Below are 26,752 nucleotides of genomic sequence, written 5' to 3'. Positions count from 1 at the left end.
GTCAGCTCTTCGGCTTCGGGGCCGGGCCGAGGTACCGGTGGCGGCCCTCCTCCACCCGGTACAGGTGGGCGTCCTGGCCGACGAGTTGCTGGCGCTTCTCGTCGAACGCGTACGTGCGGGAGACCCCCTCGTACCGGGCGGCGGCGATCGCGGCGGTCAGCCCGGACCGGGTGGGCCGGGTGGACCGGCCGTCGCCGGAGGGTGAGGCGCTCGCCGATGCCCCCTTGGCGGCGGCGACGGCGAGGGTGGCCAGTTCGCGGGCGACGAGCCCCGCCACGTCGTACGCCTCGGCCGACCAGGCGGCGGGCGCGACGCCGAAGCGTTTGCGGTGGGCTGCGGCGAACGTCGCGGCGGCCGGGGCGCTCGCGTCGGTGAACGGGGCGACGAACTCCCAGCCGTCGGCCGCCGCGCCCGCCTGTTCCAGGAACTCCGGCCCCATGACGGTGTGCTGCGCCATGAGCGGTCCGGCGAAGGAGAGGTCGGCCAGGATGCGGGCGACCTGGGAGGCGCCGGCCGCGTCACCGGCGTAGAAGAGGGCATCGCTCCGGTTGGACAGGAGGTCGGTGACGACCGGGTCGAAGACGCGCGTCCCGGCGGGCACCACTCGGGGGTGGGTGGTGCCGGTCGTGAGGTCGGGGGTCAGCAGGTTGGTCGCGTAGCCCGCCTGGTAGGCCGCCTGTCCGCCGGACCGGTCGACCAGGATGCCCAGCCGCTCGACATCGGGGCGCAGCAGGAGGCGGTTGACGATGGGGACGGCGAGCGAGGCGTAGGAGGGGGCGGCCTGGAAGAAGGAGCCGTTGGCCCGTTTCGGGAAGGCGATCTGGAGGGCCGACACCGTCAGGACCGGCAGCACGGCCTCGTCGTACGCGGACAGGGCCGCCCCGGCCGCCTCGTCGCCGGTGGGGCCGATGACCGCGATGACCTCCGGGTCATGGGCGAACTCCTCGGCGACCCGGGCGGAGCGACCGGCGTCGCCCTGGTCGTCGAGGACCTTCACGGCGAGCCGGAAGGGCTGGTCGTCGAGGGAGTTGAAGCGGTCGACGGCGAGCCGGACACCGCGTTCCTGGGCGCGTCCGGCGGCGCTCAGGGGTCCGGTGAGGTCGGCGTGCACACCGATGATCCAGCGGCGTCCGCCGGGCGCTCCGTCCCCGCCGTCGGCGGGTTCGTCGCGGGTGAGGCGTACGGCGGCGAAGGCGCCGGCGCCGAGCGCCACCGCGCCACCGGCCGCGAGCAGCAGGAACCGCCGTCGGCCGGGGGCGGGTTCCGGCGGGCCGGGCTCCTCGGTGACGGTGGCGTCGATACCGGGCAGGGCCAGCAGCGCGGCGGACCGGTCGGCGATGATCCGGACGACGTCCTCGGGCAGCCAGTCTGCGGTGGCCCCGGCCGGTACGTCCTCGGCGATCAGGGTGTCGAGGCCGGCGGCGGCCGGACGCTCACCGGGGTCCTTGGCGAGGCACCGGTCCAGCAGCGCGCGCAGGGGGGCGTCGTCGATGCCGTCGAGGTCGGGGGCGTCGTGCACGGTGCGGTAGAGGACGGCGTCGACCGCGCCGCTACCGAAGGGCGGCCGGCCGGTGGCCGCGTAGGCCAGGAGGCAGCCGAGCGAGAAGACGTCCCCGGCGGGCCCCGCGGTGTTCCCGGACGCCTGCTCGGGCGGGAGGAAGCCGGGGGTGCCGACGACGAGTCCGGTGGCGGTCAGGGCGGTGGCGTCGGCGGCGCGGGCGATCCCGAAGTCGATCAGCCGGGGGCCGCCGGCCGTCAGCAGCACGTTGCCCGGTTTGACGTCGCGGTGCACGAGTCCGGCGGCGTGCACGGCGGCCAGCGCGCGGGCGAGCAGCCGGCCGAGGACGGTGACGCTGCGCACGGGCAGCGGCCCGCGCCGGGCGACGACGTCGAAAAGCGTCGGCCCGGGAACGAACTCCGTTGCCAGCCAAGGACGTTCGGCCTCGGTGTCGGCGCCGGTGACGGGCACGGCCCAGGGGCTGTCGACCCGGCGGGCGGCCTCGGCCTCGCGCCGGAAGCGGGTCCGGAAGTCCTCGTCCCCGGCGTACTCGGGCAGGATCACCTTGATCGCGGCGAGCGCTCCGGCGTCGGTGCGTCCGAGGTAGACGACGCCCATGCCGCCCGCGCCGAGGCGGCCGAGGAGCCGGTGCCCGCCGATCCGGGCGGGGTCGGTGGGTCGCAGGTCGTCCATCGCCCGGCCTCAGCTCTGCTTCTCGACGGCGGATTCCAGCCGGACCAGCATGGCGCTCTGCGCCTGGACGACGAGGTCGTCGATCTCCCGCTCGGTGCGCCCCTTCGCCCCCTTGCCGGTCACGGCGACGGTGAACTGCAGGGTCTGCGCCTGCTGCCAGGAGTAGTGGTGCGGTCCGCCGAGCTCGGAGCTCTGGTACTGCCCCATCTCACTGAGGGAGTCCTCGGAGTCGGTCTGCGTGGCCTCGCCGCCGAGGAGCGCGGCGGCGACCAGGGAGCCGATCAGTTCGCCCTCGCGCAGTTGCTGGGTGGGGCAGCGCATGGACTCCTCGATCGACTCCGCCATCTCCCAGGCGGCGTCCTCGCGGGTGCGGTGCACGGTGACGACGGCGCCGAGGCGCACCGGCCCCTTGCCCTTCTCCGCGGGCACCTCGAACGAGCGGGTGAGGGTGGCCAGGACGCTGTACGCGGGCTTTTGCTGCTGCCAGACGCAGTCCTCGCCGAGCACGGGCCAGGTCGCGGGGTCGCTCTCGTACGGGTTCCGCTTCACCACCCCGGGGCCGAAGCTGTCCGGGCCGGCGATGACGCGGCCGATGAGGTCACGTGCCTCGGCCCGGGTCTTCGGAAGCCGGGCGGGGCCGGGTACGAGTGATTCCTCGGCCGACGTCCCGGCACCGGTGCTGCCGCCGCCGGGTCCCGGGCTCGCGCTTGCCGAAGCGTCCCGCTTCTCCACTTTCCCCGGGTCGTCCGCCGCGCCGGAACAGCCGGCGAGCAGCACGGTCACCAGGGCCAGGGGCAGCGCGTACCGGACCCCTCTTAACGGCACGTAACAGGTCACAGCGTTTCCCCGTTCCTCCTCGACGCCGCGTCGATCATAAGTTCGCCCGGTGTGGCAGGCGGGTGCCGATGAGGGACTGTTACCTCGTCGGGACATGCGCGGCAACGCCTCGCGGGGACGTCGGTCAGGACGGGTCAGGCCGTCTCCGACCGGAACGCGGCGAGGCGTTCGACGAGGGGGAAAGCGATTCCGGGGCCAGCACCTGACGCAGCGTAGGGATGACGTCCCCGTCCTTGATAACGTCGCCCCCGCGGCTGCGTACTTCTCCCCCGACCCAGCCGTACGGGGTGGGCACGGGGACCGGGCGCGGCAGGACGAAGAGGGCCGACAGATGAGCCTTGCACAGGTGCACTACACCTCCGCCGCGCCGGGGGACGAGGGAGCGGCGGGCCGGTTCACGGCGGTCGGTCCCGGGGTGTCGGGGGCCCTGCTGGCGGAGATCGAACCCTTGGTGCGCTACGAGCTTCCCGGGGGCGTTCCCGACCGGCCGACCGACGGCGAACTGCGGTCACTTCCGCAGGCGTTCGGGTACTTCGTGCTGTCCGACGGCAGTCGGCTGGTGGCGCGTTCGGCCCCGGTACGGGACACGGGCGGCGCGGGTTCGGGCGGCGCGGGTTCGGGTGTCCGGTTCCACGCGCACGCGGTACACCTGCCGCCGGGGGTTCCGCTGCCGGGTGACCGGCTGCCGGTCGAGGCGTGGCGCTCGCCGCTCTGGGTGTCGGTGACGCCCGGTGGGGCGATACCGGACCCGCTGACACCGCCGGCGGGCCCGGCGGCGGTGTCCGAGGGCCTGGACGACTTCGCCGTCTCGCGCGGCCCCTGGCTCGCGGCGGTACTGGCGGATCTGCGCCGGGCGAGCGATGCGGAGACGGCCGGCGGGCGGCCGGTGGTGCTGGTGGAGCGGCAGTGCGCGGACGTGGCCCGGTGGCTGGGGCTGGCGTCCGTCACGCTGCCGAGGGAGAGCGCGGAGAGGCTGACGTTCACCACGTACACCCGGCGGCCGGGGAGTTCGGCGTCGCGGGTGGTGGGGGTGCTGCCCGAGGACGCGGCGGCGGCACGAGCGGCGGGCCTGCGGGTGCACGAGTGCGCGGGGCGGGCCCCGGCGGGCGGTACGGAAGACGTATGGGCGACGACGGCCGCCAGGGTCTGGCGGAGCCGGTCGCCGGAGCTGTTCCGGGAGGCGCGCGAACTGCCCGGGGCGCCTTTCGCGGCCGGGCCGTTGGCCGTGGTGGCCCTGTGTGCGGGGATCGCGCTGGGGCCGGACGGGCGTGCGGCGGGTGCCGGCTGGGCCGCCGACCGCCCCTACGCTCTGGACGCGAAGCGCACGGGCCAGCTGGTCGAGGCCCTCACGTCCCCCGGTATCGACGACCGTACGGGCCCCGAATTCGACGCGGCAGGGCGGCTGTTCGGTGCGCTGGAGGGCCGCAGCCCGGCATCGGTGACCGCTCCGCTCGCGGCGATGCTGGTCACGGAGGCGGTACGGGGCGGCAACGGCTCGCTGGAACTGCCGCGCCGGGACGCGTTCGCCGGTCCGGAGGGGGCGGAGGTCGCCGAGCGGCTGGGCCCGGAAATCCTGACCGAACTGGCCGACACGGCCGGATCGCGCTCGGTGTCACGGACCGTGCAACTGCTGCGGGTGGCAAGGCTGCTGGGCGTGAACGGCACGGAGTCGCTGCCGGGGGTCGTGGACCGCCTGGCGCCCGCGCTGCTGGCGGAGGCGGCGGCGCACGAAGGCCCCCCGGGCTTCGCACCGGCCCTGCTGGAGCTGCTGGACGAGCAGTTCGAGGTGCGGACGGCGCTGCTCGGCGCGCTGGACCGGATCGCGCCCGAGGACCCCGGGGCGGTGGCCCGGTTCCTGGAGCGGGTCACACTGCCGTTCACGGGCACGCAGGCGCTGCCGCACCTGCGGATGTGCGCGGAGGTGCCGGAGGCGATGGCGACCCTGGGCGGTGACCGGGCGGCGGTGTGGCACCGGGTGCTGCGGGCGGCCGGCCTGTCCCCCTTCGCCGAGCCGCTGGTGCTGCGGACGGCGGTCGGCCTGGTGTGGGAGGACCGGGCCCCGACGGTCGAGGAGGCCCGCCTCCTGCTGGACGCGGCCACCTCGGACTCGCACCGCGTGGCCGGCACCTGGGCGCGCCTGGTCGACGCGGCGCTCGGAGCGTCCGCCGCCGGCACGTCCGCCACCGGCCCGGACGAGGCGGCCGGACTCGCGCACGACCTCCTGCGCGGCTTCCCCGAGGAGATCGGCGGCCGCGAACGGGCGGGCCTCCTCCTGCTGGACCTCGCCCGCGAACTGCGCACCGGAGCACCGGAGCCCGGCTGGGCGGAGCGGGTCCGCACGCTGTGCGCGCAGGCGGAGCCGGTCGAACCGGCGCTCCGGGAGCGGGCGTACGCAGCCCTGGTCGAACGCCTGCTGGCCCCCGACCGCCCGGGGGCGGAACTGTACGACTTCGTCCACGGCGGCGACGCCGAGCTGATCGCCGCGTACGACCGCGCGGCCCGCACCGCATCGGTGCGGACCCGGCTGCGCACCCAGCCCGCCTACGCGGCGGACTGCTTCACCGTCTGGACAGCCCACCCGCACGCGGGCACGGCCTGGCCCCCGGTGGCCGCCGCCCTCCTCGACGACGTCCTGCGCCCCGCCGTGCGCGGCATGACGGCCGAAGCCGTGGCGGAGGTCGAGGCGACGGTGGGCCGCACGGGCAGCAGCGGCCGGGCGGACGCCTTCCGGGACTGGAACCGGGTCAGCGCCCTGGGCCGGCTGGGCCGCCGGATCGCGGGGCGGGTGCGGCGGGGGTGAGCGGGCGGGGCCGGTCTCAGCCCGGCCCCGCGTGTGTCTCCCCGCAGGAAGCCCGCCCGGTCCGTGCGCCGGTGCCGGGCGGGTAACGTAAAGAGGTACTGATCTGACTCATGGGCCTCCTGGCGGGCTGCGTGAACCCCAGGAGGAACCGCATGACGACCAACCGTGGACGCAAGGACGTCATCCGCGACCGGATGGCCGCGACCGGCGAGTCGTACAACGTCGCCGCCCGCAATCTCAAGGCCATGAAGGACATGGGCGCCACCCGCGAGGCCGTCCTCGTGCAGCGTTGGACGCCCGCCGACTCACTCGACGTGCCGTGTCCGTGCGGCGGGACCTGCGAGCCGGGCGAGACCTGTGACCACTGCCACGCCCGCCACCGCCATGTGAAGCGCTACCCGGGCTCCACCACCGAGGTCGAGACCTGGGCCGACCGCTACGAGTGCACCGGCTGCTCCTCCTCGTACACCCTGACCATTCACCTGGCCGGACGGCCCTGGGGCGTCGCGGAGACCGTCGTCCAGGGCGGGTCGGCCGAGGAGGTCGTGCGGGCCCGGGTCTTCCCCGGCGTGATCCACCCGCTGCTGCGCTCCGAGGCCGCCGAAGGCCCCGACCAGGACTGAGCACGGCGGCGCCGTCGGCGAGGTGGATCACCGACCTGGGCATCCCAGGCCCCGACCGCGGTGCCCTCGGTCGTCGCTTCTCTACGTAACCGAGCTGAGGCTTGTCCCGCGAACTGCCTGGCCATCGAGGAGCCCCTTCCGGGGTGCAGTCCGGGCTGCATGCCGGGATGACGGTGTGGGGCGCGAACACCCCCGAAGCGGTGAAGGGCGTGCATCATCACTTCGGCAGCCCGCACGAAGCGGTCCGCGACGTCCTCACCTTCGTCTCCGGACCTCTCCCTCACCGCCTGGAGGGAAAGGCCTCAGCGCAGTGATCCTGCTATGGCCGGTGTGATCACGGCGTCGGAGCCGTCCTGGACAGTCCCGTCCACCGGGCCCGAAGCCCGCGCTGAATGTTGTCCGGCGCCGGGCGGCCGGGCCGCGAGCGCCGTCCGGATCCGTGAGAGCGCAGCGGTGTAGTCGGCATACATCTGCCTTCGCACATCGAGGTCCTGGCCGGCACGGTCCCTGCGCCACTTGGCCCAATCAGCGAGCAAGGTGGATCCAACCCCGATTGCGGCACCAAGTGCTGTACTGGCCAGCGATATCCACTCCATGACAGGAGAGGCTAGAGCCTTCGCCTGTTCGCCGCTCGGCGATTGCGACGCACGGCTGAAGCCCGTGCAGTTGGCGAGTTGGGGTGCCATGCGTCGTATCTCAGCCGTCGCCCCGCGTCGATGTCCTCGGGGCCACGCGGGTTGACGAACTCGAAGCCGAGCCGCCCGTCCGGCAGGGGCTCGAAGTCCACGGTGAACGAGGCGAACCCGCCCATGCAGCTAGGGCCTGTTGCGAAAGTGGATCTTGGTCGTGGATGATCACGCCCTGTGGGGCGTGGTGATCTGACAAATGGACAGTGGGCCCGGCTTGAGCCGTTGTTGCCGCAGGGCATCAAGCCGAGCCGTCCGCCGGTGTGGACGCGACGGCAGCGGCATGTCGTCGAGTGCGGGATCAACCGCCTCAAGCGCCACCGGGCCGTGGCCACGAGATACGACAAGCTCGCCGTCCGCTACGAGGCGACCGTGTTGGTCGCAGTCCTCAACGAGTGGCTGTGACCAGCACCTTTCCAACAAACCCTAGTCGACCCTGACCACGTACTTGCCCTGCACCCCGCCCGCCTCCAGCGCCCGGTGTGCGGCCGCTGTCTCTTCCAGCGGGAAGACCGTGTCCACCGCCGGCCGCAGCTTCCCCTCTGTCACCTGGCGGGCGAGGTCGTCGAAGAGCGCACGTTCGGGGTTGCCGCTGAAGAAGCGCACCCGGCCGCGTCCGTGGACGGCGCTGGCCGCGATGTAGCCCAGCGAGGCGGCGGGCCGCGTCAGGTCGAAGGCGATGGTGACCATGCGTCCGCCCGGCTTCAGCATCCGCCGTACGGTACGCAGGTCGGTGCCCGCCGTGTCGAGGACCACGTCGAACAGTCCCAGTTCCGCAGGGGACACGGTCCGATGGTCGACGGCGTGGTGGGCACCGAGCGTACGGACGAAGTCGAGGTTGGCAGCGCGGGCCAGGGCCGTGACCTCGGCACCGTACGCCTGTCCCAGCTGGACGGCGGCGTTGCCGACGCCGCCCGCCGCGCCCCGTACAAGCAGCCGTTCGCCGGGGCGCAGTGCGGCCTTGTCGCGGAGGGCCGTGACGGCCGTGGTGGCCACCGGCAGCGCGGCAGCGGCCACGAGGTCCAGTCCGTCCGGGACCCGGCCGAGCCGCTCGGGCCGTACCGTCACGTACTCGGCGGCGCTGCCGAATCCGGAGCTGCGGCCCAGGACGCCCCACACCTGGTCGCCGACCGCTACGCCGGTCGCGCCGGTGCCGAGTGCGGCGATCTCGCCAGTGAAGTCCAGCCCGATGCGCTGCGGGAACTTCCGGCCGGTGATGAGGCGGGCCCGACCGGAACGGGCCGCCAGTTCGCCGCCGTTCACGCTGAACGCGCGCACGCGCACGAGGACCTCGCCGGGTGCCGGTCCGGGACGTGGCACCCGGCCCACATACAGCACCTCGGGGCCGCCGAAGCGGTCGAACAGTACGGCTTTCATCGTGCGGTCGTCCATCGTTGCGTTCTCACCTTCGCCACCAGTGGCCGTGCGGGGGATCGTGGCGCCGAGCGTAGGCTGGCAAGCGGACGAGATCGTCCATTTGACCGGAGGTGAGAGACAGCGGTGGGGGAATCCTCTCGGATCGCGGGGCAGGACAGTCTGCGGGCGGACGCCCGGCGCAACCGGCGGCGCATCCTTTCGGCTGCCCGCGTGGTCTTCGCCGAGCACGGCATCGACGCGCCCATGGCGACCGTGGCCCGGCGGGCTGGGGTCGGCGTGGCGACGCTGTACCGGCGTTTCCCGACGCGGGACGCCCTGGTGCGGGCCGCGTTCGCGCACCAGATGGACACCTGCGCTCGGGCGCTCACCGAGGCGCTGGCCGACCCCGATCCGTGGCAGGGCTTCCAGCGACTGGTCGAGACGGTCTGCGAACTACAACGGGAGGAACGGGGCTTCCCGGCCGCGTTCGTCGCGGCCTTTCCGGACAGCACGCGAGAACACGCGCGGGTACGGGAACAGGCCGAGCGGGACTTCATGACCCTGGTCCGCAGGGCTCAGGCGGCGGGCGTGCTGCGGGCCGACTTCCACCCCTCCGACTTTGCCGTGGCCCTGTTGTCCCACTGCGGTCTGGTCACCGCATTGCCGGATGACCGTGCCGCGTCCCGGCGTCTGGTGGCGTACTTGCTCCAGTCGTTCCGCGCCGAGGCGGCCCACGGAGCGCTGCCAGCGCCGAGCGCACTGTCGCTGCGCAGTCTTCCGCTCGCGGCCCACGGCTCCCAGGGACAGCGGTCCTCCGGAGCCTGATACGAAGCGGCGCCTGCCGCGTGGCCGCCCTTCGGGTGACCGCGCCACTTTCGCAACAGGCCCTAGAGCCGCACGGCGGAGTCGGGGGCGACTGTGGGCACTCGGCGCTGACAGGTTTCTCGGGCTGCGGCCCCGGTGCCGAGGCGGCCTTGAGTCCGGCGGTGGCGGCGAGGCCGGCCACGCACAGTACCGCCCACGCGGCCACCCACGTGCGGCGACCCATCCGTATCGGCCTCGGCATCCAGGCATCCTACGAGCGCCGGGTCGGGCGTGGCGACGGATCGTCACGGAAAGCCGAAGACGCGGGAGGGATCACCTGCCGTGCGACGACCAGCCGTGAGGCGGCAGTACGGCAATGGCCGGGCGGGGCCACCGCGCTGGGCCTGAACGGCTCACGGCGTGCGGAGAACGAGAAGATGCCCGCACAGATCTCCCTGTGCGGGCATCGGTCGGCCCACAGCCGATCGAGGTCAGCTCTCGTCCGGCGCCAGGGTCAGCGAGATCGAGTTGATGCAGTAGCGCTGGTCCGTCGGGGTCGGGTAGCCCTCGCCCTCGAAGACATGGCCCAGGTGCGAGCCGCAGCGGGAGCAGCGCACCTCGGTGCGGACCATCCCGTGGGCGCGGTCCTCGACCAGTTCGACCGCGTCGGTGTCCTTCGGGTCGTAGAAGGACGGCCAGCCGCAGTGGGACTCGAACTTGGTGTCGGAGCGGAACAGCTCCGCCCCGCAGGCCCGGCAGGAGTAGACGCCCGCCGTCCTGGTGTCGGTGTACTCACCTCGGAAGGCGGGTTCGGTGCCGGCCTGGCGCAGCACCGCGTACTCGGCGGGGGACAGCTCCGCCCGCCACTGCTCGTCCGGCTTCTCGACGTCGTACGACACGTCCCGCTCCTCAGCTCGACAGGTGGTCCAGGATGCGCGGGCCGAGGTCGGTGACATCGCCCGCTCCCATGGTGAGAACGAGATCGCCGGGCTTGGCCATTCCCGCGACGGCGGCGGGGACGTCGGCCTGGTCGTGGACGGCGGTGACCTCGGTGCCGGCCTCCTTCGCCGCGTCGATGATCAGGGCGCTGGTGATGCCGGGGATCGGGTCCTCGCGGGCCGGGTAGATGTCCAGGACCACGGAGGCGTCGGCCAGTGCGAGGGCCTGGCCCATCTCGGTGCCCAGCTCCTGCGTACGGGAGAACAGGTGCGGCTGGAAGACGACCAGGATGCGGGCGTCGGCGGCGGCGCCGCGCATGGCCTCCAGGTCGGCGGTCATCTCGGTGGGGTGGTGCGCGTACGAGTCGATGACCTGCACGCCCGCCGCCTCGCCCTTGAGCTGGAGGCGGCGCTTGACCCCGGTGTAGCTGCCGATCGCGGAGGCCAGGTTGTGCGCCGGGATGCCGAGGGCGACCCCGGCGGCGAGGGCGGCGACCGCGTTGTGGGCGTAGTGGCTGCCGGGGACCGAGACGGTGAACGTGAGGAACTTCCCGTTGAGCAGGACCGTGACCTCGCTGGTCAGGCCGCGCGGGGTGACCTTGTGGACGCGTACGTCGGCGTTCTCGGCGGAGCCGTACGTGACGACCTTGAGGTCGGAGAGGTCGCGGACCCGGCGGGTCAGCTCCACCGCGCCGGGCTGGTCGGCGGAGATGACCAGGGTGCCGCCGGGGACGACCTTGCCGACGAACGTCTCGAAGGAGTCGTAGATCTCGTCCATCGAAGCGTAGTTCGCGTGGTGGTCCAGCTCGACGTTGAGGACGATCGCGACCTCGGGGTCGTACTTCTGGAAGCTGCGGTCGCTCTCGTCCGCCTCCGCGACGAAGATGGACCCTTCGCCGTGCGTGGCGTTGGTGCCGGGGCCCTCCAGGTCGCCGCCGATGGCGTACGAGGGGGCGAGACTCAGCGAGGAGAGGGCGACGGCCAGCATCGACGTCGTGGTCGTCTTGCCGTGGGTGCCGGCGACCGCGATGGCGCGCAAACCGTTCATCAGGGAGGCCAGTGCGTCCGAGCGGTGCACCACGGGGATGGACAGCTCGTTCGCCCGGAGCAGCTCCGGGTTGTCGGCGCGGATGGCGCTGGAGACGACCACGCAGGACGCGTCGTCGGCCAGGTGGCCCGCCGCGTGCCCGATGTGCACGGTCGCCCCCAGCGCCCGCAGGGACTCGGCGGTGGCGGACTCCTTCGCGTCGCTGCCCGCCACCTTCGCCCCGCGCTGGGCGAGGATCTTCGCGATGCCCGACATTCCGGCGCCGCCGATGCCGATGAAGTGGGGTCGTTCCATGGCGGCGGGAATGCCGGGTGCCATCTGTGCTCCTGCGTGGTCGCTGCGGTTCGGACGGCGGCCGGGGGCCGACCCGGACCGCGGGGCCAGCCTATTCGCTGTGCGCGAAGAGCTTGAGCACCGGGACGCCCACCTTGTGCCGGGCCCGGGAGGCCCAGTCGCGGTGGAAGAACTCCTCCACGTAGTGCGGGGCGGTCAGGACGATGACCTCGTCCGCGCCCGCCTCCTCGACGACGGCCGTCAGTTTGTCCAGGGGGTGATCTTCGATCACCTGTCCGACCGCTTCGGAGCCCGCCTCGCGCAGGGCCCGGAGGGAGTACTCCAGGCCGATCTGGGCGGTCTCGCGGGCCTCGTCGCCCTCCGGCTCCTCCCCCTCGCGGACCGCTTCCTTCAGTTCCCCCATCGCCACGTCGTCGATCGCGCGCAGCAGGACATCGGCCTGGTCACCGCGCGGCTGCAACAGAACGACGAACGAGATCCGCTCCTCGCCGTGGAGGGTGGTGACGAAGTCCACGTCCTCGGGGGTGAGCGGCTTCTCGATCATCAAAACGCTTGTGAACACGACAGGCGCCCTTCCGCTTCTTCGTCTCGTCGACGACCGGCTCGACCGTCGACGGTCGTTTGCTGAAACCATCCTTCCCCGCGCTTCCACGGGGACTGCAGGGGTAAGTCTGCCCAGCCGGAGCTAAGCGGAACGATAAATTCCGCTAACTGTCGGTCCGACGGTACCGAGTGAAGAGGAACCCGGCCTCTTCCAGCAGGGACGTCAGGGAAAAACGTTCCGGCACGGCGAGCCCGGGGCCGCCCGCGATCCGCTGGGCGTCCCCGGCGGTCAGCATCGGGGACACCGTCAGGCACAGCTCGTCCAGCACATCCGCCGCCACGAACTGGCCGAGCAGCCGGGGCCCGCCCTCGGTGAGCTGCCGCCTCAGCCCTCGGGCGGCCAGCTCGCGCACGGCCCGGGCCGGGTCCACCCGGGTGCCCTCGCCCGCGATCACCACCTCGGCGCCCGCCTGCCGGGCCGCCGTGATCCGGTCCGCGGGGGCCCCGGCGCCGGTCACCACGAGCGTCGGGACGAGCGGCTCGGTGAACAGCGGCAGCGAGAAGTCCAGGTGCATCGAGCCGGTCACCACCGCGACGGCGGGCGCGGGGCCCTGCCCGGCGGCCGCCCGCCGCGCGGCGAACGCCTCCCGGGCGCGGGCCGGACGGTACCCCTCCAGGCGTACGGTCTCGGCCCCGGCGATCACCACGTCGGCCAGGCCCCGCAGGGTGCCGAAGATCCGCATGTCCGCCGCGCAGGAGATGCCCTGCGAACGGCCGTCGTGCTGGGCGGCCCCGTCGAGGGTGGAGACCATGTTGGCTCGCAGCCAGGCGGCCCCGGGCCTCCGGGCCTTCCCGGCGGGGAGGTCCGCGGGGTAGGCGTAGGCCTCCGCCAGCTCGTCGAGGCTCCACTCGCGGTCGGTGAGCGGGCCCGACGGGTCCTCGCCCCCCACAGCGCTCTTTGTCAGGTCCGTCACAGGGAACAGGCTTCGCATGGGTTGCAGTCTGGCACGGGCCTTAGGGTGGAGAGTTGTGTCGTCATCCACCGCGTTTCCGGGGCAGAGCCCCCTTGCCGAAACGGCCCCGCTGTCCCTGTGCGCCCGTGAGCCGCACGTCCCCGCAGACCGTCTGGTCGCCGAGATGGTGCCGCCGCCGCGCTTCGACTCGGTGCGCTTCGACACGTACGTCCCCGATCCGAACCAGCCCAGCCAGAGCGAGGCGGTCACGGTTCTGGCGGGCTTCGCCGCCGGGCTCGGCGGCGCGCACGCGACGGGTCCCGGGCGGCGCAAGTGGTTCAGCAAGAAGCCGGCCGCACCGGCCGGGCCGCGCGGGGTCTATCTGGACGGCGGCTACGGCGTCGGCAAGACCCACCTGCTGGCGTCGCTCTGGCACGCCACGCCCGCCGAGCCGTCGCTGAAGGCGTTCGGCACGTTCGTGGAGCTGACGAACCTCGTCGGCGCGCTGGGCTTCCAGCAGACCGTGCAGACCCTGAGCGGGCACCGGCTGCTGTGCATCGACGAGTTCGAGCTGGACGACCCGGGCGACACCGTGCTCGTCTCCTCGCTGCTCCGTCGGCTCGTGGAGAACGGGGTGGCGCTGGCCGCGACCTCGAACACGCTGCCGGGCAAGCTCGGCGAGGGCCGGTTCGCCGCCGTCGACTTCCTGCGCGAGATCCAGGGCCTGTCCGCGCACTTCCGCCCGCTGCGCATCGACGGCGAGGACTACCGGCACCGCGGTCTGCCCGAGGCCCCGCCGCCGTACGACGACGAGCAGGTCACCCGGGCCGCGTACGCCACGCCGAGCGCGTCCCTCGACGACTTCCCAGGGCTGCTGGAGCACCTGGCCCGGGTCCACCCGAGCCGGTACGGCGCGCTGACCGACGACATCGGCGCGGTCTGCCTGACCGGGGTGACGGCGGTGCCCGACCAGTCGACCGCGCTGCGCCTGGTGGTGCTGGCCGACCGGCTGTACGACCGGGAGGTTCCGGTGCTCGCCTCTGGGCTGCCCTTCGACCGGCTGTTCAGCGACGAGATGCTGAACGGCGGGTACCGGAAGAAGTACTTCCGGGCGATCTCCCGGCTGACGGCGCTGGCGCGTGACGCGAAGGGGCTGGTGGCGCAGTAGGTTCGGGGGCGTAACGCGACGGGGCACGGCGCACGACGGCGCGCCCCGCATATCCCGCACGACCGCATATCCCGTACAACCGCACACCGTTCGAAGGGATTCAGCATGGCTACCACGCGTCAGGCGCACACGAACTGGGAAGGCAACCTGATCGAGGGCAAGGGGGTCGTCACCTTCGACTCCTCCGGCATCGGCGACTACCCCGTCTCCTGGCCCGCCCGCTCGGAGCAGGCGAACGGGAAGACGAGCCCCGAGGAGCTCATCGCCGCCGCCCACTCCAGCTGCTTCTCGATGGCGCTCTCCCACGGCCTCGCGGGCGCCGGCACCCCGCCCACCAAGCTGGAGACGAAGGCCGAGGTCACCTTCCAGCCCGGCACCGGCATCACCGGCATCCACCTCACGGTCGAGGGCACGGTCCCCGGTCTCGACGAGGACACCTTCGTGAAGGCCGCCGAGGACGCCAAGGCGAACTGCCCGGTCAGCCAGGCGCTGACGGGCACGACGATCACCCTGTCGGCCTCGCTGGCCTGAGGTCGCGCGGACGGCTGCTCCCATCGGGGCCGTCCCGGCAGCAACACGGGGCGCGGGGGTACGCATGGTTCCCCCGCGCCTCTGTGCGTGCTACACACGTGCGGGTCACTTCACCTGTCCGCCAGCAGGGAGTCACCTCATGTCAACCGCACCCCGTCCCACCGCCACCCGACGCCAGGTCCTGGCAGGCGGCGGCGCAGCCGCCGCGGTCGCCTTCACGGGAGCCTTCTCCGAACTCTTCGCGGGCACGGCGGCCGCCCGCGGCCACAGCGGCTACGGTCCGCTCGTCCCCGACCCGGACGGTCTGCTCGACCTGCCGAAAGGTTTCCGCTACCGGGTGCTGTCCCGGGAGGGCGAACCGCTGCGCTCCGGCGAGGGGCCGGTCCCCGGCAACCACGACGGGATGGCCGCCCTGCGCGGCCGCAACGGGCGGGTCCACCTCGTCCGCAACCACGAGAACCGGCACACCGCCGAGATCGGCGTACCGACCGTCGAGGGGCTGACCTACGACCCGGCGGCCAAGGGCGGCGTGACGTCCCTGGAGCTGGACGGCCGGAACAAGGTGCTCGGCGAGCGCGTCGCCATCGCAGGTACGGCGGTGAACTGCGCGGGCGGGCCCACCCCGTGGCGCACCTGGCTCACCTGCGAGGAGAACGAGGACAAGGCCGGGACCAACGGCTACACCAAGGACCACGGCTTCATCTTCGAGGTGGACGGCGCCGATCCGCACCGCACCGGGGCCGTCCCGCTGACCGCGATGGGCCGCTTCCAGCACGAGGCGATCGCCGTCGACCCGAAGTCCGGGATCGTGTACGAGACCGAGGACGCGTTCGACAAGCCGTTCGGGCTCTTCTACCGCTTCCTTCCCGAGAAGCCGCTCGGCGGCACCGGTTCGCTCCGGGCGGGCGGCGAGCTGGAGGCGATGCGGGTGCCGGGCGTGCCCGACCTCTCCGCCGTCCGGGAGACCGGCACGAGCTTCGACCGGATCGAGTGGGTCCCCGTACCGGATCCGCTGGCCGCCGAGACCGCGATCCGCTTCCAGGACTTCGGCCCGAAGGGCATCACGCACGCGCAGAAGCTGGAGGGCTGCTACTGGGGCGACTCCTCGGTCTACTTCGTCTCCAGCTTCGCCCGCAGCGACGAGGGCTCGGCGGCCGACCACCACGGCCAGGTGTGGCGCTACGAGCCGAGGAAGCGCCGCCTCACCCTGGTCGTGCTCTTCGGCCCGGACACCGACGTCCAGCTGCCCGGCGAGTCCCCCGACAACATCTGCCTGGCGGCCGACGGCGGGCTGATGGTCTGCGAGGACGGCGGCGGCGCGCAGCACGTGCTCGGGGTGACGCGGCGGGGCGAGGTGTACCCGATGGCGCGCGGGCGGCAGAACATCGGGACGCCCGAGGAGCCGGAGTGGGGCGAGTTCGCCGGGGTCACCTTCTCGCCAGAAGGCTCGACGATGTACGTGAACTGCTACACGCCGGGTACAACGTTCGCCGTGACGGGGCCTTGGTGCTGAAGGGCTGAGCCGGTTGCCCGTGCTCGGGGTGCCGCAAGGCTGAACGGGTGTCCGTATCCCTGGTGGGCGGCCGGGGGGCGGGCACCCGTGCTGCCGGCGGCTCGGGCTTCGGCTTCGGCCTTGAATTCGGCTTCGGCCTGACTTCGACGGAGAGGACGTGCAGTGGCCATCAGTGCGGACAAGGCGCCGACCGGTGCCGGTGCCATCCCGAGGAGCATTCAGCTCCCGGGGATCGTGCTCGGGGTGGGCCTCGGCGGATTCCTGGACGGAATCCTCCTGCACCAGCTCCTCCAGTGGCACCACATGCTGACCAGCACCGACGACGACCGGATCGGGGTGAAGTACTACTCGCCGAACACGGTTTCCGGCCTGGAGATGAACACGGTGTGGGACGGCATCTTCCACACGGTCTGCTGGGTGGCGGTGCTGGTGGGCCTGGGCATCCTCTACTCGCGCGTGACCCATGGCCGACGCCGGGTGTGGACCTCCCGGGTGCTGTGGGGCTGGATCCTGGTGGGCTGGGGCCTGTTCAACCTGGTCGAAGGCGTCCTGGACCACCACGTCCTCGGCATCCACCATGTCCACGGCGGCCCTCACCAGCTCTGGTGGGACCTCGGCTTCCTGCTCCTGGGGCTCCTTTTGGTGATCGGCGGCTACCTTCTGCAGCGCAGCGGCAGTCCGTTCGATCCCAGGAATCCGGAGGCTCCGGACACCGGTGACGCTCCCGGCGTCCCCGACGTTCCCGGGACCGCCGATCGGGGCGGACGTCCGTCCTGATGGGCGGCGGCACACACCACCCGCACGGCGGGGACGCGGGAGGCGGCGGCGTATGGGAGGTGCTGCTGCCCGCCACGGCGGTCGCCCTGCTCGCAGGCGGCTACCTCCTGCTCGCCCACCGGGCCCGCGCCCGCCGCCCCGCCCTGGGGTGGGGCCGGTGGCGGACGGTGAGCTTCCTCGCCGGATGCGCGGTCCTGGCCGCGGCGCTGCTGCCGCCCGTCGCGCCGTTCGCCCATGAGGACTTCCGGGGGCACATGACCCAGCACATGCTCATCGGCATGTACGCGCCGCTCGGCCTGGTGCTGGGCGCCCCCGTCACCCTCCTGCTGCGCACCCTGCCCGTCCCGCGGGCCAGACGCCTGACCGGGCTGTTGCACAGCCGCCCCGTACGTGCGGTGGCCCACCCGGTCCCGGCCCTGGTGCTGAGCACCGGCACGCTGGCGGTGCTGTACTTCACGCCATTGTTCGACGCCACGATGGACCGGCCGTTCCTGCACTGGTTCATGCACGCCCACTTCCTGCTCTCCGGCTGCCTGTTCGCCTGGGTGATCGCGGGCCCGGACCCGGCGCCGTCCCGCCCCGGGGTGCCCGCCCGCCTGGTGGTCCTGGGCGTCGCGGTGGCCGCGCACGCCACGATCTCCCAGTTGATGTACGGCGGTTTCCTCATCGACGTACACGCTCCGATCGCTCAGGTCCGGGGTGGCGCGGAGATCATGTACTACGGCGGGGACATCGCCGAACTGCTGCTGGCTGCGGCCCTCGTCGCGTCCTGGCGGCCGGGGCGCCACCGCCGGCGAGCGGCCGTTCGGCCCGCACCGGTCTCCTGATCAGGAAGCGGAGCGGGGTCGGAGCCTGAGCCGGGCCGGGGCCACCGGGGTGTCCCTCGGAGCGCCGCGGGGAGCCTCCGGTGGTGGAGTCCGATATTTTCCGTTAATGATCAGATCATCACAAGAAATGACCGCTTCAGCCGTTCTGGGAGCCCTGGTGCTCGGCGGCGCCCTGGCCGGGTGCGCAACCCCGGCCCCCTCCCTCAGCGCCACCGCCCCCTCCGCCGCTGCCTCCGCCTCCGCCGGCCCGAAGAAGCCGCCCACCATGGCCCCCGGCCCGGCGGGGCGCACCCCGGTCTTCGAACGGCGGACGACGGGCGGGGGCACGGCAGGCGGCGGCGCGGCGGAGAAGGTCGTCGCGCTCACCTTCGACGCCGACATGACAGCCGATCAGGGCCCCCGGGCGAAGGCGGGCGAGCGCTTCGACAACCAGGAGCTGATCGCGCTGCTGCGGCGGCTGAAGGTGCCCTCGACCGTCTTCATGACCGGCCGCTGGGCGGAGGAGTACCCGGCCCAGGCGAAGGGCATCGGCGCGGACGGCCTGTTCGAGGTCGCCAACCACTCCTACAGCCACTACGCCTTCACCGCCGACTGCTACGGCCTGCCGGTGGTCGCGAAGGACTCCATGGCCCGCGACGTGGAGCGGGCCTTCTCGGCGTTCCGGGCGGCCGGGGTACGGAATGTGGTGCCGTACTTCCGCTTCCCCGGCGGCTGCTACGACGACGCCGCCCTGCGCGCGCTGGCCCCGGCCAACGTGACGGCGGTGCAGTGGGACGTGGTGAGCGGTGACGCGTTCGCGACGGACGCGGGGGCGGTGGCCGAGCAGGTGCTGGACGGGGTGCGGCCGGGATCGCTGGTGGTCATGCACTGCACGAGCAGTGCGGCGCCGGTCACCGGGGAGGCGGTCCGCAGAATCGTTCCGGAGCTGCGCGAGCGCGGCTACCGCTTCGTGAAGGTCTCGGAGCTGATGGAGGGCTGATCGGCGTGGCGCGGGGCCCGGGCGTTCTCCTGCTCCCTGCGGAGCCGCGCGGCCCGGTGGCGGTACCCCAGCACACCGTCCGCCACGGCGTGGGCAAGGCCGACGACATGACGACAACGGCCGGAAGCACAGCGACATCGATGGCCGGCATTACCCATGCCCTCCCCCGATCACCGACGTCCGTTCCTCACGCGGACGGAGTGACGCCGTGCCGAAGTTGCCGGGAGTCGGTGCTGTCCGGCGCCGTCCTGGCCGGATGCGAGGACCCCGGCGGCCCCGGTCACGGTCGGAGCGCCGGGAGGTCGGCCCCGCGCAGCACCCAGGCGCCGCGGAGGCCGTACCGTGACCCACACCCCTGAGGTCCAGGCTCAGTTGGAGGTCTTGTCGGGCCTGGCCTCGCTCGGCCGCACGATGACGAAACCCTCGCCCTGGAGCATCAGCTGGACGGCCTCGCCGGATCCGCCGCGCACCATCGAGCCGACGCTCTGCGAGCGGTTCAGGCTGGTGGTGAGCTGCTGGCTCCAGCCGACGACCGCGTCCGTGTCCACGTACACCGGCTGGGCGGCCGTCACGGGGATCACGATCGGGGTGCCCTCACACATCAGGCCGAGCTTGCCGTAGCCCGTGAAGACGCTGTTGAAGAGGCCGCCGCCGACCATTCCGGCGCCCTTCACGGTCTTGATCTCGTAGGAGAGCGTGGGGTCGAAACAGAGGACGTTGCGGCCGTTGATGGTGATGGAGTCGCCCTGGTCCAGCTCCACGATGAAACAGTTCGCCGCCTCGTGCGCGAACCACGCCTCGCCCTGGCCGCGGACGGCCATCAGCGCGAGGCCCTCGCCGGTGACCGCACGCTTGAGCATCCCGCCGAGGCCCTGGCCCTTGCGCTCGAACTGGAGGTTGCCGCGGAAGGCGATCATCGAGCCCTGCCGGGCGTGCATCTCCCCGTTGACGGCGTACTTGATCGACTTGGAGTTCTGCAGGGTCATGCCGGGGGCGGTGGCCGGCTGGGCCATGTGCTCGCTGGAAAAAAGATCGCTCTTCATGCGGAGCATCCTCACCCGGACCATGTCGTTCCGCCAAGAAGGTGACACGACCGGCCTGGCAGACTGGGACGGTGACCAGCAACGACACCCCGGCCCCCGAGAGCCCGTTCCACCACGGTCCGACCGACCGCGACCAGGCGCAGCAGTTCGTGCTGCCGCTGGTGCTCCACCTGGAGAAGACGGACCCGCCCGCCCGCACCGACGCGCTGCGGACCGCCGCCCGCGCGGTGCTGACGATCCTCTCCGACGAGCGGTCCCTCGGCGACGGCGAGTGGGCCGCGGCGATGCGGGACTGGCAGGACGCCCGGATCCGCAAGGTCGTACGCCGGGCGCGCGGTGCGGAGTGGCGCAAGGCCACGGCGCTGGACGGCATCACGGTCACGGGCGAGGACGGCGCGGAGGTGCGGGTGTTCCCTCCGGTCCCGCTGGACGGCTGGCCCAAGGAGCTGGCCAAGCTCCAGGTGTCGGGCACCGACCTGGAGGACCCCGAGCCGCCCGCCTCCCCCGATCTCTCGGGCCCGGTGCTGTGGCTGAATCCCGAGGTGGACATGTCGGCGGGCAAGACGATGGCCCAGGTCGGCCACGGTGCCCAGCTCGCCTGGTGGGAGCTGTCCGACACCGAGCGCAAGGCCTGGCGCGAGGCCGGGTTCCCGCTCTCCGTCGCCACCCCCGGCGCGGAGCGCTGGCGGGAGCTGACGGTGAGCGGGCTGCCGGTGGTGCGCGACGCGGGGTTCACCGAGATCGCCCCGGGGTCCTGCACGGTGGTCGCCGACCACCCGGCGCTGCGCCGCTGACCGACGGAAACGGAATCTCCAGCGCGGAAGCACGGAAGCAGTGGGAGCACCGCCGAGCAGCTGACCGGAAGCAGCGGAAGCACGGCCGAGCGGCTGACCGGAAGCGTGCCCGAGCGGCATGGCTGAGCATTTCTGCGTCCGACTGCGTATCTCCCGGTACTGCCGTATCGGCATTACCGCCAAGTAGCCTGCACGGCGAGCCGGTTGGCGGTTGATTGACGCCTGTTCGACGCTGTCACGCTTCTGCCCGGGAGACACCTTGTTGCGACGCATCAACGGAACGGCCCTCATCATCGCGGCACTGGTCGCCACGCTCGGCGCGCTCGCGTTCCCCGTCTGGTCCTACGCGGACCGCTCAGGCACCGGCGAGGCGAACCTCAACGCCTCCAGCGTCGCCACCCAGTGGGGGCCGCTCTCCGCGACCGACCGGGACTTCCTGGTCAAGGTGCGGCTCGCCGGACTGTGGGAGCTGCCCGCCGGGCAGCAGGCGATCGAACGGGCGCCCAGCGAGGCGACGAAGGCCGCCGGGGACCACCTGGTCGTCGGGCACGCGGACCTGGACCGGCGGGCCCGGGACGTGGCGGCGAAGCTCGGGGTGGAGCTGCCCAACCAGCCGACCGCCCAGCAGCAGGGGTGGCTGCGGGAGCTGACGGCGGCGAGCGGCGACGATTACGAGCGCAAGTTCGCCAATATCCTGCGGGCCGCCCACGGCAAGGTCTTCGGCCTGATCGCCCAGGTCCGCCACACCACCCGGAACACGCTGATCCGGCAGCTCGCGAGCGACGCGAACCAGACGGTGCTGGACCACATCACCATGCTGGAGGCCACCGGGTTCGTCGACTTCGACGCCCTGGCGCGCGAGGCGGCAAGCGGGTCGACGGCCAGCCCCTCGGGCCCGTCGATGCCCCAGGACGGGCAGGCCCCCCTGGCTCCGGTGCCGGCGACACCGACCGGCGACCAGTCCTTCACCTCGCGCCCGGTGCCGCCCACGATGATGCCGATGCCCTGACGAGGACCACGGTCCCGGAACCTCAGATCCAGCTCTGAACGTCCCCCATGTCGGGTTCATCGCCGCTCGACGGGGCCATGACCCCTGAACACAACGAGGTGAGGGGGACACCATGGAACTGGGCATCGGCATCGGCTGGCGGCCGGAGATCGCGGACGAGGTGGAGGCGCTGGCGGGGATCGACTGGGTCGAGGCGGTCGCGGAGAACCTCTGCGCCGACCACCTCCCGGACTCCCTGGTACGGCTCCGGGAGCGCGGTGTGCGGATCGTGCCGCACGGGGTGGCCCTCGGCCTGGGTGGCGCCGAGCGGCCGGACCCCGTGCGCCTCGCCGCCCTCGCGGCGCGCGCCGAGCTGCTGGGGACGCCGCTGGTGACCGAGCACATCGCGTTCGTACGGGCCGGGGGGCCGCTGACCGCGTCGCCGAGGCTGGAGGCGGGGCACCTGCTGCCGGTGGAGCGCACCTGGGACGCGCTGGACGTGCTGTGCGAGAACGTGCGGATCGCGCAGGACTCGTTGCCGGTTCCGCTCGCCCTGGAGAACATCGCGGCGCTGGTCTCCTGGCCGGGCGAGGAGCTGACCGAGGGGCAGTTCCTGGCGGAGCTGGTCGAGCGGACCGGCGTACGGCTGCTGATCGACGTGGCCAACCTGCACACCAATCACGTCAACCTCGGCCAGGACCCGGCGAAGGCGCTGGACGAGCTGCCGGTGGAGGCCATCGCGTACGTCCATGTGGCGGGCGGGGTCGAGAGGAACGGCGTCTGGCACGACACGCACGCCCACCCGGTGACCGCCCCCGTCCTGGAGGTGCTGGCCGAGCTGCGCTCCCGGGTCGACCCTCCGGGTGTGCTGCTGGAGCGGGACGACGCGTTCCCGCCGGCCGAGGAGCTGGCGGGCGAACTCGACGCGATCCGGGCGACGCTGCGGCGGGCGGCTCCCCCGGCGGACCCGCGTCCCACGGCCCGGGGCGCGGCACACGACGGGGAGGGCGCCGGAGCCCGTGCGCCCGCCGCCCCCGTGCCGGCCGGGATCCGTGACCGTACCGCCGTCGCGCAGACCTCGCTGCTCTCCGCACTGGTGGCGGGGACCCCGGCCCCCGAGGGCTTCGACCCCCGGCGGCTGCGGGTGCAGAGCCGGGCGCTGGCCGCCAAGCGCGCGGACGTCGTCGCCAAGGTCGCGCCGGAGCTGCCGGAGATCCTCGGCGACGGCTACCGTGCCGGGTTCCTCGCGTACGCCGGGGGCCGTCCGATGTCCGGCGGCTACCGGCGCGACGCCCTGGACTTCGCGGAGCACGTGCTCATCGCGGGCGGTCCCGCCGACCCGGCGGCGCGGCGCCGGCTGACGTACTGGTGGCAGGACCGGTCGGGCGCCCGGCCCCCGCGCCGTGCCACCCGGCTGGTCCGGGCGGCCCGTGCCGCCCTCGTGGGAAGGTGATCCGCCATGTACATGTTGGCTCTGCTGGCGACCCTCGTGGTCGCGGTCTCCTCGGTGGCACTCCTCGTCAAGGCCGTGAACGGCCGGGCCCGCCGCCCCCGGCCGGCCCCCGGTCTCGCCCTCCACGACCTGTACGAGGCCGCGTTCCTGAACGGCGGCCCGGCCAGGGTCGTGGACACCGCGCTGGCCGCCCTGCACACGGACGGGCGGCTGGTCGTCGGCGGCCCCGGCATCGTCGCCGTACAGCGGGCGCAGGCGAACGACCCGGTGGAACGCGCGGTGCTCCAGGAGCTGGCCGCCGCGCCGAGCGGCGCCCTGCACGTCCTGCGGGAGGCGGCGATGCGGCACCCGGCGGTCCAGGAGACCGGCGACGGGCTCGCCGCGCGCGGGCTGATCGTGTCTCCCCTGGAGAGCAGGCCGCTGAGGCGGTGGGCGACGATCCAGGGGCTGGCGTGCGTCGCCGCCCTGCCGCTGAGCGTGGTGCTGACCTTCGTCCAGTTCGCCACCGAGGACGGCCCGTTCCCGTTCGTCCTGATGATGCTGCCCCCGATCCTGATCGGCGGATTCAGCGGGCTGATCGTCGCGGCGACCTCCTCCACCCGCATCACGAAGGCGGGCCGCCAGGCCGCCCTGGCGTTCCGGAACACCTACGCGTACGTGGTGACCCCCGCCCATCTGGTCGCCACGCTCGGGCTCCGCGCCCTGCCCGACCCGGTGCTCCAGGCCCAACTGGCCGCCGCGGCACGGCTGAGCCGTCCGCGCGGGCGGTCGTCGGCCCAGGTCACCGGGGGTACGGCGGCGGGAGTCACCGCCGTCGCCGCGACGACTCTCTGGTGCGCCGCCTCCAGCCCCGACGGCTCCAGCTGCGGAGGGTCCAGCGGCGGCTCCGGGTCGGGCTGCGGCGGCGGGTCCGGCTGTTCCTCCGGTTCCGGGTGCGGGGGCGGCAGCGGATCGAGCTGCGGAAGCTCGGGGGGCTCCAGCTGCGGAAGCTCCGGCGGGTCCAGCTGCGGCGGGGGCGGCTCCTGAACTCCCCTCCACAGCAGCCTTCCTGACCGCCCATCGGGGTCAATCCCGGGGACACGCGGGGGCGGTGCTGGACATCACCGCCCGTCCGCCCGACCATCCCTCTCCGCATCCGCAGAGAGGCACCGCGCGTGAGAACAGCTGCGCTGTACACATCGATCGGCTCCCTGGTCCTGTCCGCCCTGGCCGCCGCTCCGGCGGGGGCCTGGGAGCGCCCGGGCTCCGCCGAGGCCCGGGGCACCGCGATCGCCGCCGCCCGTGCCACGGCCGCCGGGATCGACTTCGTCTCCTGTCCAAAGGAGGAGATGCTCCCGGACTCGCTGAAGTGCGGCACGGTGAAGGTGCCCCTCGACTACGCCGAGCCGGACGGGCGGCAGCTCGAACTGACCGTCAGCCGCGCCGGGGCCACCGGTCCGGCCGAGGAGCGACAGGGCGCGTTCGTCTACAACCCGGGCGGCCCCGGCGCGTCCAGCATCACCTTCCCGCTGGCCGGGGAGATGCCGGAGTGGAAGGAGGTCGCCGAGGCGTACGACCTGGTCGGCTACGCCCCGCGCGGGGTGAACGGCTCCTCCGCCCCGCTGACCTGCCAGGACCCCGCCGCGTACACGAAGGGCCCGACGGACGCGCCGACCCACCCGACGCAGGAGTACAAGGAGCGGCGCGTCGCCCGCGCGAAGGCGTACGCGCAGGGGTGCGCGAAGCACGCGGGCGAGACGCTGCGGCACTACACCTCACTGAACAACGCCCGTGACCTGGACGTCCTGCGGGCCGCGCTCGGCGAGCAGCGGCTGACGTTCATGGGGGCCTCCTACGGGACGTACTTCGGCGCGCTGTACGCGACGCTGTTCCCCTCCCACGTACGGCGCATGGTGTTCGACTCGGTGGTCGACCCGGACCCGGAGCAGATCTGGTACCGCTCCAACATGGGCCAGTCGCTGGCGTTCGAGGCGCGCTGGGAGGACTTCCGCCGCTGGGTCGCCCGGCACGACGACGTCTACCGCCTGGGGACCACGCCCGAGTCGGTGCAGCGGCACTACGACGAGGTGCGCGCCGCGCTGGCGGTGGAGCCCGCGGGCGGCACGGTGGGGCCGGGGCAGTTGCACTCGGCGTTCCTGGGGGCCGGCTACTACGACGACTACTGGGCGATGCGGGCGACGGCGCTCTCCGAGTACGTCCGGGGCAACCCGGAGCCGCTGGTCGCGCAGGCCTCGCCGCGCGCGGTGGCCGCCAAGGACAACGAGAACGCCCAGGCGGTGTACACGGCCGTCGAGTGCAACGACGCACCCTGGCCCGAGGACTTCGAGGTCTGGGACCGCGACCACACGGACCTGGCGCGCGTCGCGCCCTTCGAGACCTGGGACAACGCCTTCACGAACCTGCCGTGCGCGTTCTGGCCCGCGCCCCGGCAGCGGCCACTGGAGGTCGGGACGCTGTGGGGCGAGCTGCCGCCGGTGCTGATCCTGGCGGCGGAGCGGGACGCGGCGACCCCGTACGAGGGGGCGCTGGAGCTGCGGAGGCGGCTGCCCGGCTCGTCGCTGGTGACCGAGCGGGACGCCGGTACGCACGGGATCGGCGGGGCCGGGAACACCTGCGTCGATGACCATCTGCGCCGGTACCTGCTGACCGGTGAGGTGCCGGGGCGGGGTGCGGACTGCGCCGCGCACCCGGAGCCGAACCCGGTGTCGCTGGACTGACCGGGTCGGCCGGGATCACGGAGCGGGGGCCGCCGCACCATGACGGTGCGACGGCCCCCGAAGCCGAACCCGGTGTCGCTGGAACGGCGGACGGCACGATCGGTGCCCGGTGCCCGCCCTTCTGATCTTCCGGGTTGGGGTGGTGCGGGACTCGCTGGCTATGCGAGCCCGGCCACCAGGTCTGCGACGCTCTTCCTGCGGCCCGTGTAGAAGGGGACCTCCTCGCGCACGTGGAGACGTGCCTCGGAGGCGCGCAGGTGACGCATCAGGTCGACGATGCGGTACAGCTCGTCCGCCTCGAAGGCGAGGACCCACTCGTAGTCGCCCAGGGAGAACGAGGCGACGGTGTTGGCGCGGACGTCCGGGTAGCCCCGGGCCATCTTGCCGTGGTCCGCGAGCATGCGGCGGCGGTCCTCGTCGGGCAGCAGGTACCAGTCGTAGGACCGGACGAAGGGGTAGACGCTGATGTAGTCGCGCGGCGTCTCGTCGGCGAGGAACGCCGGGACGTGCGACTTGTTGAACTCGGCCGGCCGGTGCAGCGCCATGTTCGACCAGACCGGGTCCAGCGCGCGGCCGAGCTTGGTGCGCCTGAAGAGGTTGTACGCCTCCTGGAGCTCGTCCGAGGTCTCGGCGTGCCACCAGATCATGAGATCGGCGTCGGCCCGCAGACCGGACACGTCGTAGGTGCCGCGGACGGTGATGTCCTTGGCCGCGAGCTGGTCGAACAGCTCCTGGACCTCGTCGGCGTACCCCGCACGGTCCGGCGGGAGAACGTCGCGCAGTTTGAAGACCGACCACAGGGTGTAGCGGATGACCTCGTTGAGGTCCTTGGCCTTCTTGCCGGCGTTCGGACTCTTGCTTGATGTCACAGTCTCAGGGGCACTCATAC

At 72.9% G+C, this 26,752-nt stretch carries 23 protein-coding genes and 1 pseudogene; 15 read left to right on the top strand and 9 right to left on the bottom strand.

Annotation, left to right across the window (positions count from 1 at the left end; translation table 11 throughout):
• Position 1: 1 nt before the first annotated feature.
• A complete protein-coding gene (locus tag IG90_RS0105260) occupies positions 2-2,191 on the bottom strand; it encodes a bifunctional serine/threonine-protein kinase/ABC transporter substrate-binding protein (RefSeq protein WP_030578248.1) in 2,190 nt (729 codons plus the stop codon).
• Between the two features lie 9 nt (positions 2,192-2,200).
• Positions 2,201-3,028, bottom strand: a complete 828-nt coding sequence (locus IG90_RS0105255; protein ID WP_233435903.1) for a hypothetical protein — start codon at positions 3,026-3,028, stop codon at positions 2,201-2,203.
• A 331-nt stretch (positions 3,029-3,359) separates the two neighbouring features.
• Here IG90_RS0105255 and IG90_RS0105250 point away from each other — a divergent pair, with 331 nt between their 5' ends.
• The 3 genes and pseudogenes from IG90_RS0105250 to IG90_RS45565 form a co-directional block, all read left to right on the top strand.
• The gene (locus IG90_RS0105250) at positions 3,360-5,828 is read left to right on the top strand and encodes a GTPase-associated protein 1-related protein (RefSeq protein ID WP_078585189.1); all 2,469 of its coding nucleotides are present in this window, start codon (positions 3,360-3,362) and stop codon (positions 5,826-5,828) included.
• Between the two features lie 152 nt (positions 5,829-5,980).
• Positions 5,981-6,451 (top strand): hypothetical protein, encoded by a 471-nt coding sequence (locus IG90_RS0105245; protein ID WP_030578238.1) that lies wholly within the window; start codon positions 5,981-5,983, stop codon positions 6,449-6,451.
• Between the two features lie 923 nt (positions 6,452-7,374).
• Positions 7,375-7,542 (top strand): annotated as a pseudogene (locus tag IG90_RS45565) (IS5 family transposase); the annotation flags it as partial.
• A 21-nt stretch (positions 7,543-7,563) separates the two neighbouring features.
• Here the strand turns inward: IG90_RS45565 and IG90_RS0105230 are convergent.
• A complete protein-coding gene (locus IG90_RS0105230) occupies positions 7,564-8,529 on the bottom strand; it encodes an NAD(P)-dependent alcohol dehydrogenase (protein WP_030578233.1) in 966 nt (321 codons plus the stop codon).
• 108 nt (positions 8,530-8,637) lie between these two features.
• Between IG90_RS0105230 and IG90_RS0105225 the strand changes: the two genes are divergently transcribed.
• A complete protein-coding gene (locus tag IG90_RS0105225) occupies positions 8,638-9,318 on the top strand; it encodes a TetR/AcrR family transcriptional regulator (RefSeq protein WP_030578230.1) in 681 nt (226 codons plus the stop codon).
• Between the two features lie 470 nt (positions 9,319-9,788).
• Here the strand turns inward: IG90_RS0105225 and msrB are convergent, their stop codons facing one another.
• The 4 genes from msrB to IG90_RS0105205 form a co-directional block, all read right to left on the bottom strand.
• A complete protein-coding gene (gene msrB / locus IG90_RS0105220) occupies positions 9,789-10,196 on the bottom strand; it encodes a peptide-methionine (R)-S-oxide reductase MsrB (RefSeq protein ID WP_030578228.1) in 408 nt (135 codons plus the stop codon).
• A gap of 10 nt (positions 10,197-10,206) precedes the next feature.
• A complete protein-coding gene (murC, locus tag IG90_RS0105215) occupies positions 10,207-11,601 on the bottom strand; it encodes a UDP-N-acetylmuramate--L-alanine ligase (RefSeq protein WP_030578226.1) in 1,395 nt (464 codons plus the stop codon).
• A 67-nt stretch (positions 11,602-11,668) separates the two neighbouring features.
• The gene (locus IG90_RS0105210) at positions 11,669-12,121 is read right to left on the bottom strand and encodes a hypothetical protein (protein WP_030578223.1); all 453 of its coding nucleotides are present in this window, start codon (positions 12,119-12,121) and stop codon (positions 11,669-11,671) included.
• Positions 12,122-12,284: 163 nt separating this feature from the next.
• Positions 12,285-13,112 carry a pyrimidine reductase family protein gene (locus IG90_RS0105205; RefSeq protein ID WP_030578220.1) on the bottom strand — a complete coding sequence of 276 codons (828 nt, stop codon included), beginning with the start codon at positions 13,110-13,112 and terminating at the stop codon, positions 12,285-12,287.
• Between the two features lie 37 nt (positions 13,113-13,149).
• Here IG90_RS0105205 and zapE point away from each other — a divergent pair, with 37 nt between their 5' ends.
• From zapE to IG90_RS0105175, 6 genes are all read left to right on the top strand, one after another.
• Positions 13,150-14,241 (top strand): cell division protein ZapE, encoded by a 1,092-nt coding sequence (gene zapE / locus IG90_RS0105200; RefSeq protein WP_030578216.1) that lies wholly within the window; start codon positions 13,150-13,152, stop codon positions 14,239-14,241.
• Between the two features lie 105 nt (positions 14,242-14,346).
• Positions 14,347-14,772 (top strand): OsmC family protein, encoded by a 426-nt coding sequence (locus tag IG90_RS0105195; protein ID WP_030578213.1) that lies wholly within the window; start codon positions 14,347-14,349, stop codon positions 14,770-14,772.
• Positions 14,773-14,911: 139 nt separating this feature from the next.
• On the top strand, positions 14,912-16,285 hold the full coding sequence (locus tag IG90_RS0105190; protein ID WP_030578211.1) for an alkaline phosphatase PhoX: 1,374 nt from the start codon (positions 14,912-14,914) through the stop codon (positions 16,283-16,285).
• 168 nt (positions 16,286-16,453) lie between these two features.
• Positions 16,454-17,062 carry a DUF2243 domain-containing protein gene (locus tag IG90_RS0105185; RefSeq protein ID WP_051859994.1) on the top strand — a complete coding sequence of 203 codons (609 nt, stop codon included), beginning with the start codon at positions 16,454-16,456 and terminating at the stop codon, positions 17,060-17,062.
• Entirely contained in the window at positions 17,062-17,889 is an 828-nt protein-coding gene (locus IG90_RS0105180; RefSeq protein WP_030578208.1) for a cytochrome c oxidase assembly protein, read from the top strand. The genes IG90_RS0105185 and IG90_RS0105180 overlap by 1 nt, the downstream gene beginning before the upstream one ends.
• Before the next feature lie 127 nt (positions 17,890-18,016).
• On the top strand, positions 18,017-18,868 hold the full coding sequence (locus IG90_RS0105175) for a polysaccharide deacetylase family protein (protein WP_030578206.1): 852 nt from the start codon (positions 18,017-18,019) through the stop codon (positions 18,866-18,868).
• Between the two features lie 368 nt (positions 18,869-19,236).
• Here IG90_RS0105175 and IG90_RS0105170 read toward each other — a convergent pair whose 3' ends face one another.
• On the bottom strand, positions 19,237-19,911 hold the full coding sequence (locus tag IG90_RS0105170) for an AIM24 family protein (RefSeq protein ID WP_030578204.1): 675 nt from the start codon (positions 19,909-19,911) through the stop codon (positions 19,237-19,239).
• Between the two features lie 71 nt (positions 19,912-19,982).
• Here IG90_RS0105170 and IG90_RS0105165 point away from each other — a divergent pair, with 71 nt between their 5' ends.
• The 5 genes from IG90_RS0105165 (at position 19,983) to IG90_RS0105145 (ending at position 25,863) form a co-directional block, all read left to right on the top strand.
• Complete coding sequence (locus tag IG90_RS0105165; protein WP_030578202.1) at positions 19,983-20,705, top strand: peptidyl-tRNA hydrolase; 723 nt, start codon at positions 19,983-19,985, stop codon at positions 20,703-20,705.
• A 262-nt stretch (positions 20,706-20,967) separates the two neighbouring features.
• Positions 20,968-21,714 carry a DUF4142 domain-containing protein gene (locus IG90_RS0105160; protein WP_030578200.1) on the top strand — a complete coding sequence of 249 codons (747 nt, stop codon included), beginning with the start codon at positions 20,968-20,970 and terminating at the stop codon, positions 21,712-21,714.
• A 112-nt stretch (positions 21,715-21,826) separates the two neighbouring features.
• Entirely contained in the window at positions 21,827-23,146 is a 1,320-nt protein-coding gene (locus IG90_RS0105155) for an MbnB/TglH/ChrH family RiPP precursor modification enzyme (protein ID WP_030578197.1), read from the top strand.
• 6 nt (positions 23,147-23,152) lie between these two features.
• Positions 23,153-24,172 (top strand): TIGR04222 domain-containing membrane protein, encoded by a 1,020-nt coding sequence (locus IG90_RS0105150; RefSeq protein ID WP_030578194.1) that lies wholly within the window; start codon positions 23,153-23,155, stop codon positions 24,170-24,172.
• A gap of 128 nt (positions 24,173-24,300) precedes the next feature.
• A complete protein-coding gene (locus tag IG90_RS0105145; RefSeq protein WP_030578191.1) occupies positions 24,301-25,863 on the top strand; it encodes an alpha/beta hydrolase in 1,563 nt (520 codons plus the stop codon).
• Between the two features lie 158 nt (positions 25,864-26,021).
• Here IG90_RS0105145 and hemQ read toward each other — a convergent pair whose 3' ends face one another.
• Positions 26,022-26,750 (bottom strand): hydrogen peroxide-dependent heme synthase, encoded by a 729-nt coding sequence (hemQ, locus tag IG90_RS0105140; protein ID WP_030578188.1) that lies wholly within the window; start codon positions 26,748-26,750, stop codon positions 26,022-26,024.
• Positions 26,751-26,752 lie beyond the last annotated feature (2 nt).

Origin of the sequence: Streptomyces anulatus, from assembly GCF_000721175.1 — a bacterium.
Lineage (GTDB): Bacteria > Actinomycetota > Actinomycetes > Streptomycetales > Streptomycetaceae > Streptomyces > Streptomyces anulatus_C.
The sequence above is the reverse complement of the archived record's forward strand: the minus strand, read 5'-3'. Positions and strand labels throughout refer to the sequence as shown.

Bases quoted from the DNA above. Each gene is read 5' to 3' on its own strand.
- IG90_RS0105260 (WP_030578248.1), bottom strand. From the start codon at position 2,191: ATGGACGACCTGCGACCCACCGACCCCGCCCGGATCGGCGGGCACCGG.
- IG90_RS0105250 (WP_078585189.1), top strand. From the start codon at position 3,360: ATGAGCCTTGCACAGGTGCACTACACCTCCGCCGCGCCGGGGGACGAG.
- IG90_RS0105245 (WP_030578238.1), top strand. From the start codon at position 5,981: ATGACGACCAACCGTGGACGCAAGGACGTCATCCGCGACCGGATGGCC.
- IG90_RS0105230 (WP_030578233.1), bottom strand. From the start codon at position 8,529: ATGGACGACCGCACGATGAAAGCCGTACTGTTCGACCGCTTCGGCGGC.
- murC (WP_030578226.1), bottom strand. From the start codon at position 11,601: ATGGCACCCGGCATTCCCGCCGCCATGGAACGACCCCACTTCATCGGC.
- IG90_RS0105210 (WP_030578223.1), bottom strand. From the start codon at position 12,121: ATGATCGAGAAGCCGCTCACCCCCGAGGACGTGGACTTCGTCACCACC.
- IG90_RS0105205 (WP_030578220.1), bottom strand. From the start codon at position 13,112: ATGCGAAGCCTGTTCCCTGTGACGGACCTGACAAAGAGCGCTGTGGGG.
- IG90_RS0105195 (WP_030578213.1), top strand. From the start codon at position 14,347: ATGGCTACCACGCGTCAGGCGCACACGAACTGGGAAGGCAACCTGATC.
- IG90_RS0105190 (WP_030578211.1), top strand. From the start codon at position 14,912: ATGTCAACCGCACCCCGTCCCACCGCCACCCGACGCCAGGTCCTGGCA.
- IG90_RS0105180 (WP_030578208.1), top strand. From the start codon at position 17,062: ATGGGCGGCGGCACACACCACCCGCACGGCGGGGACGCGGGAGGCGGC.
- IG90_RS0105175 (WP_030578206.1), top strand. From the start codon at position 18,017: ATGACCGCTTCAGCCGTTCTGGGAGCCCTGGTGCTCGGCGGCGCCCTG.
- IG90_RS0105170 (WP_030578204.1), bottom strand. From the start codon at position 19,911: ATGAAGAGCGATCTTTTTTCCAGCGAGCACATGGCCCAGCCGGCCACC.
- IG90_RS0105155 (WP_030578197.1), top strand. From the start codon at position 21,827: ATGGAACTGGGCATCGGCATCGGCTGGCGGCCGGAGATCGCGGACGAG.
- IG90_RS0105150 (WP_030578194.1), top strand. From the start codon at position 23,153: ATGTACATGTTGGCTCTGCTGGCGACCCTCGTGGTCGCGGTCTCCTCG.
- hemQ (WP_030578188.1), bottom strand. From the start codon at position 26,750: ATGAGTGCCCCTGAGACTGTGACATCAAGCAAGAGTCCGAACGCCGGC.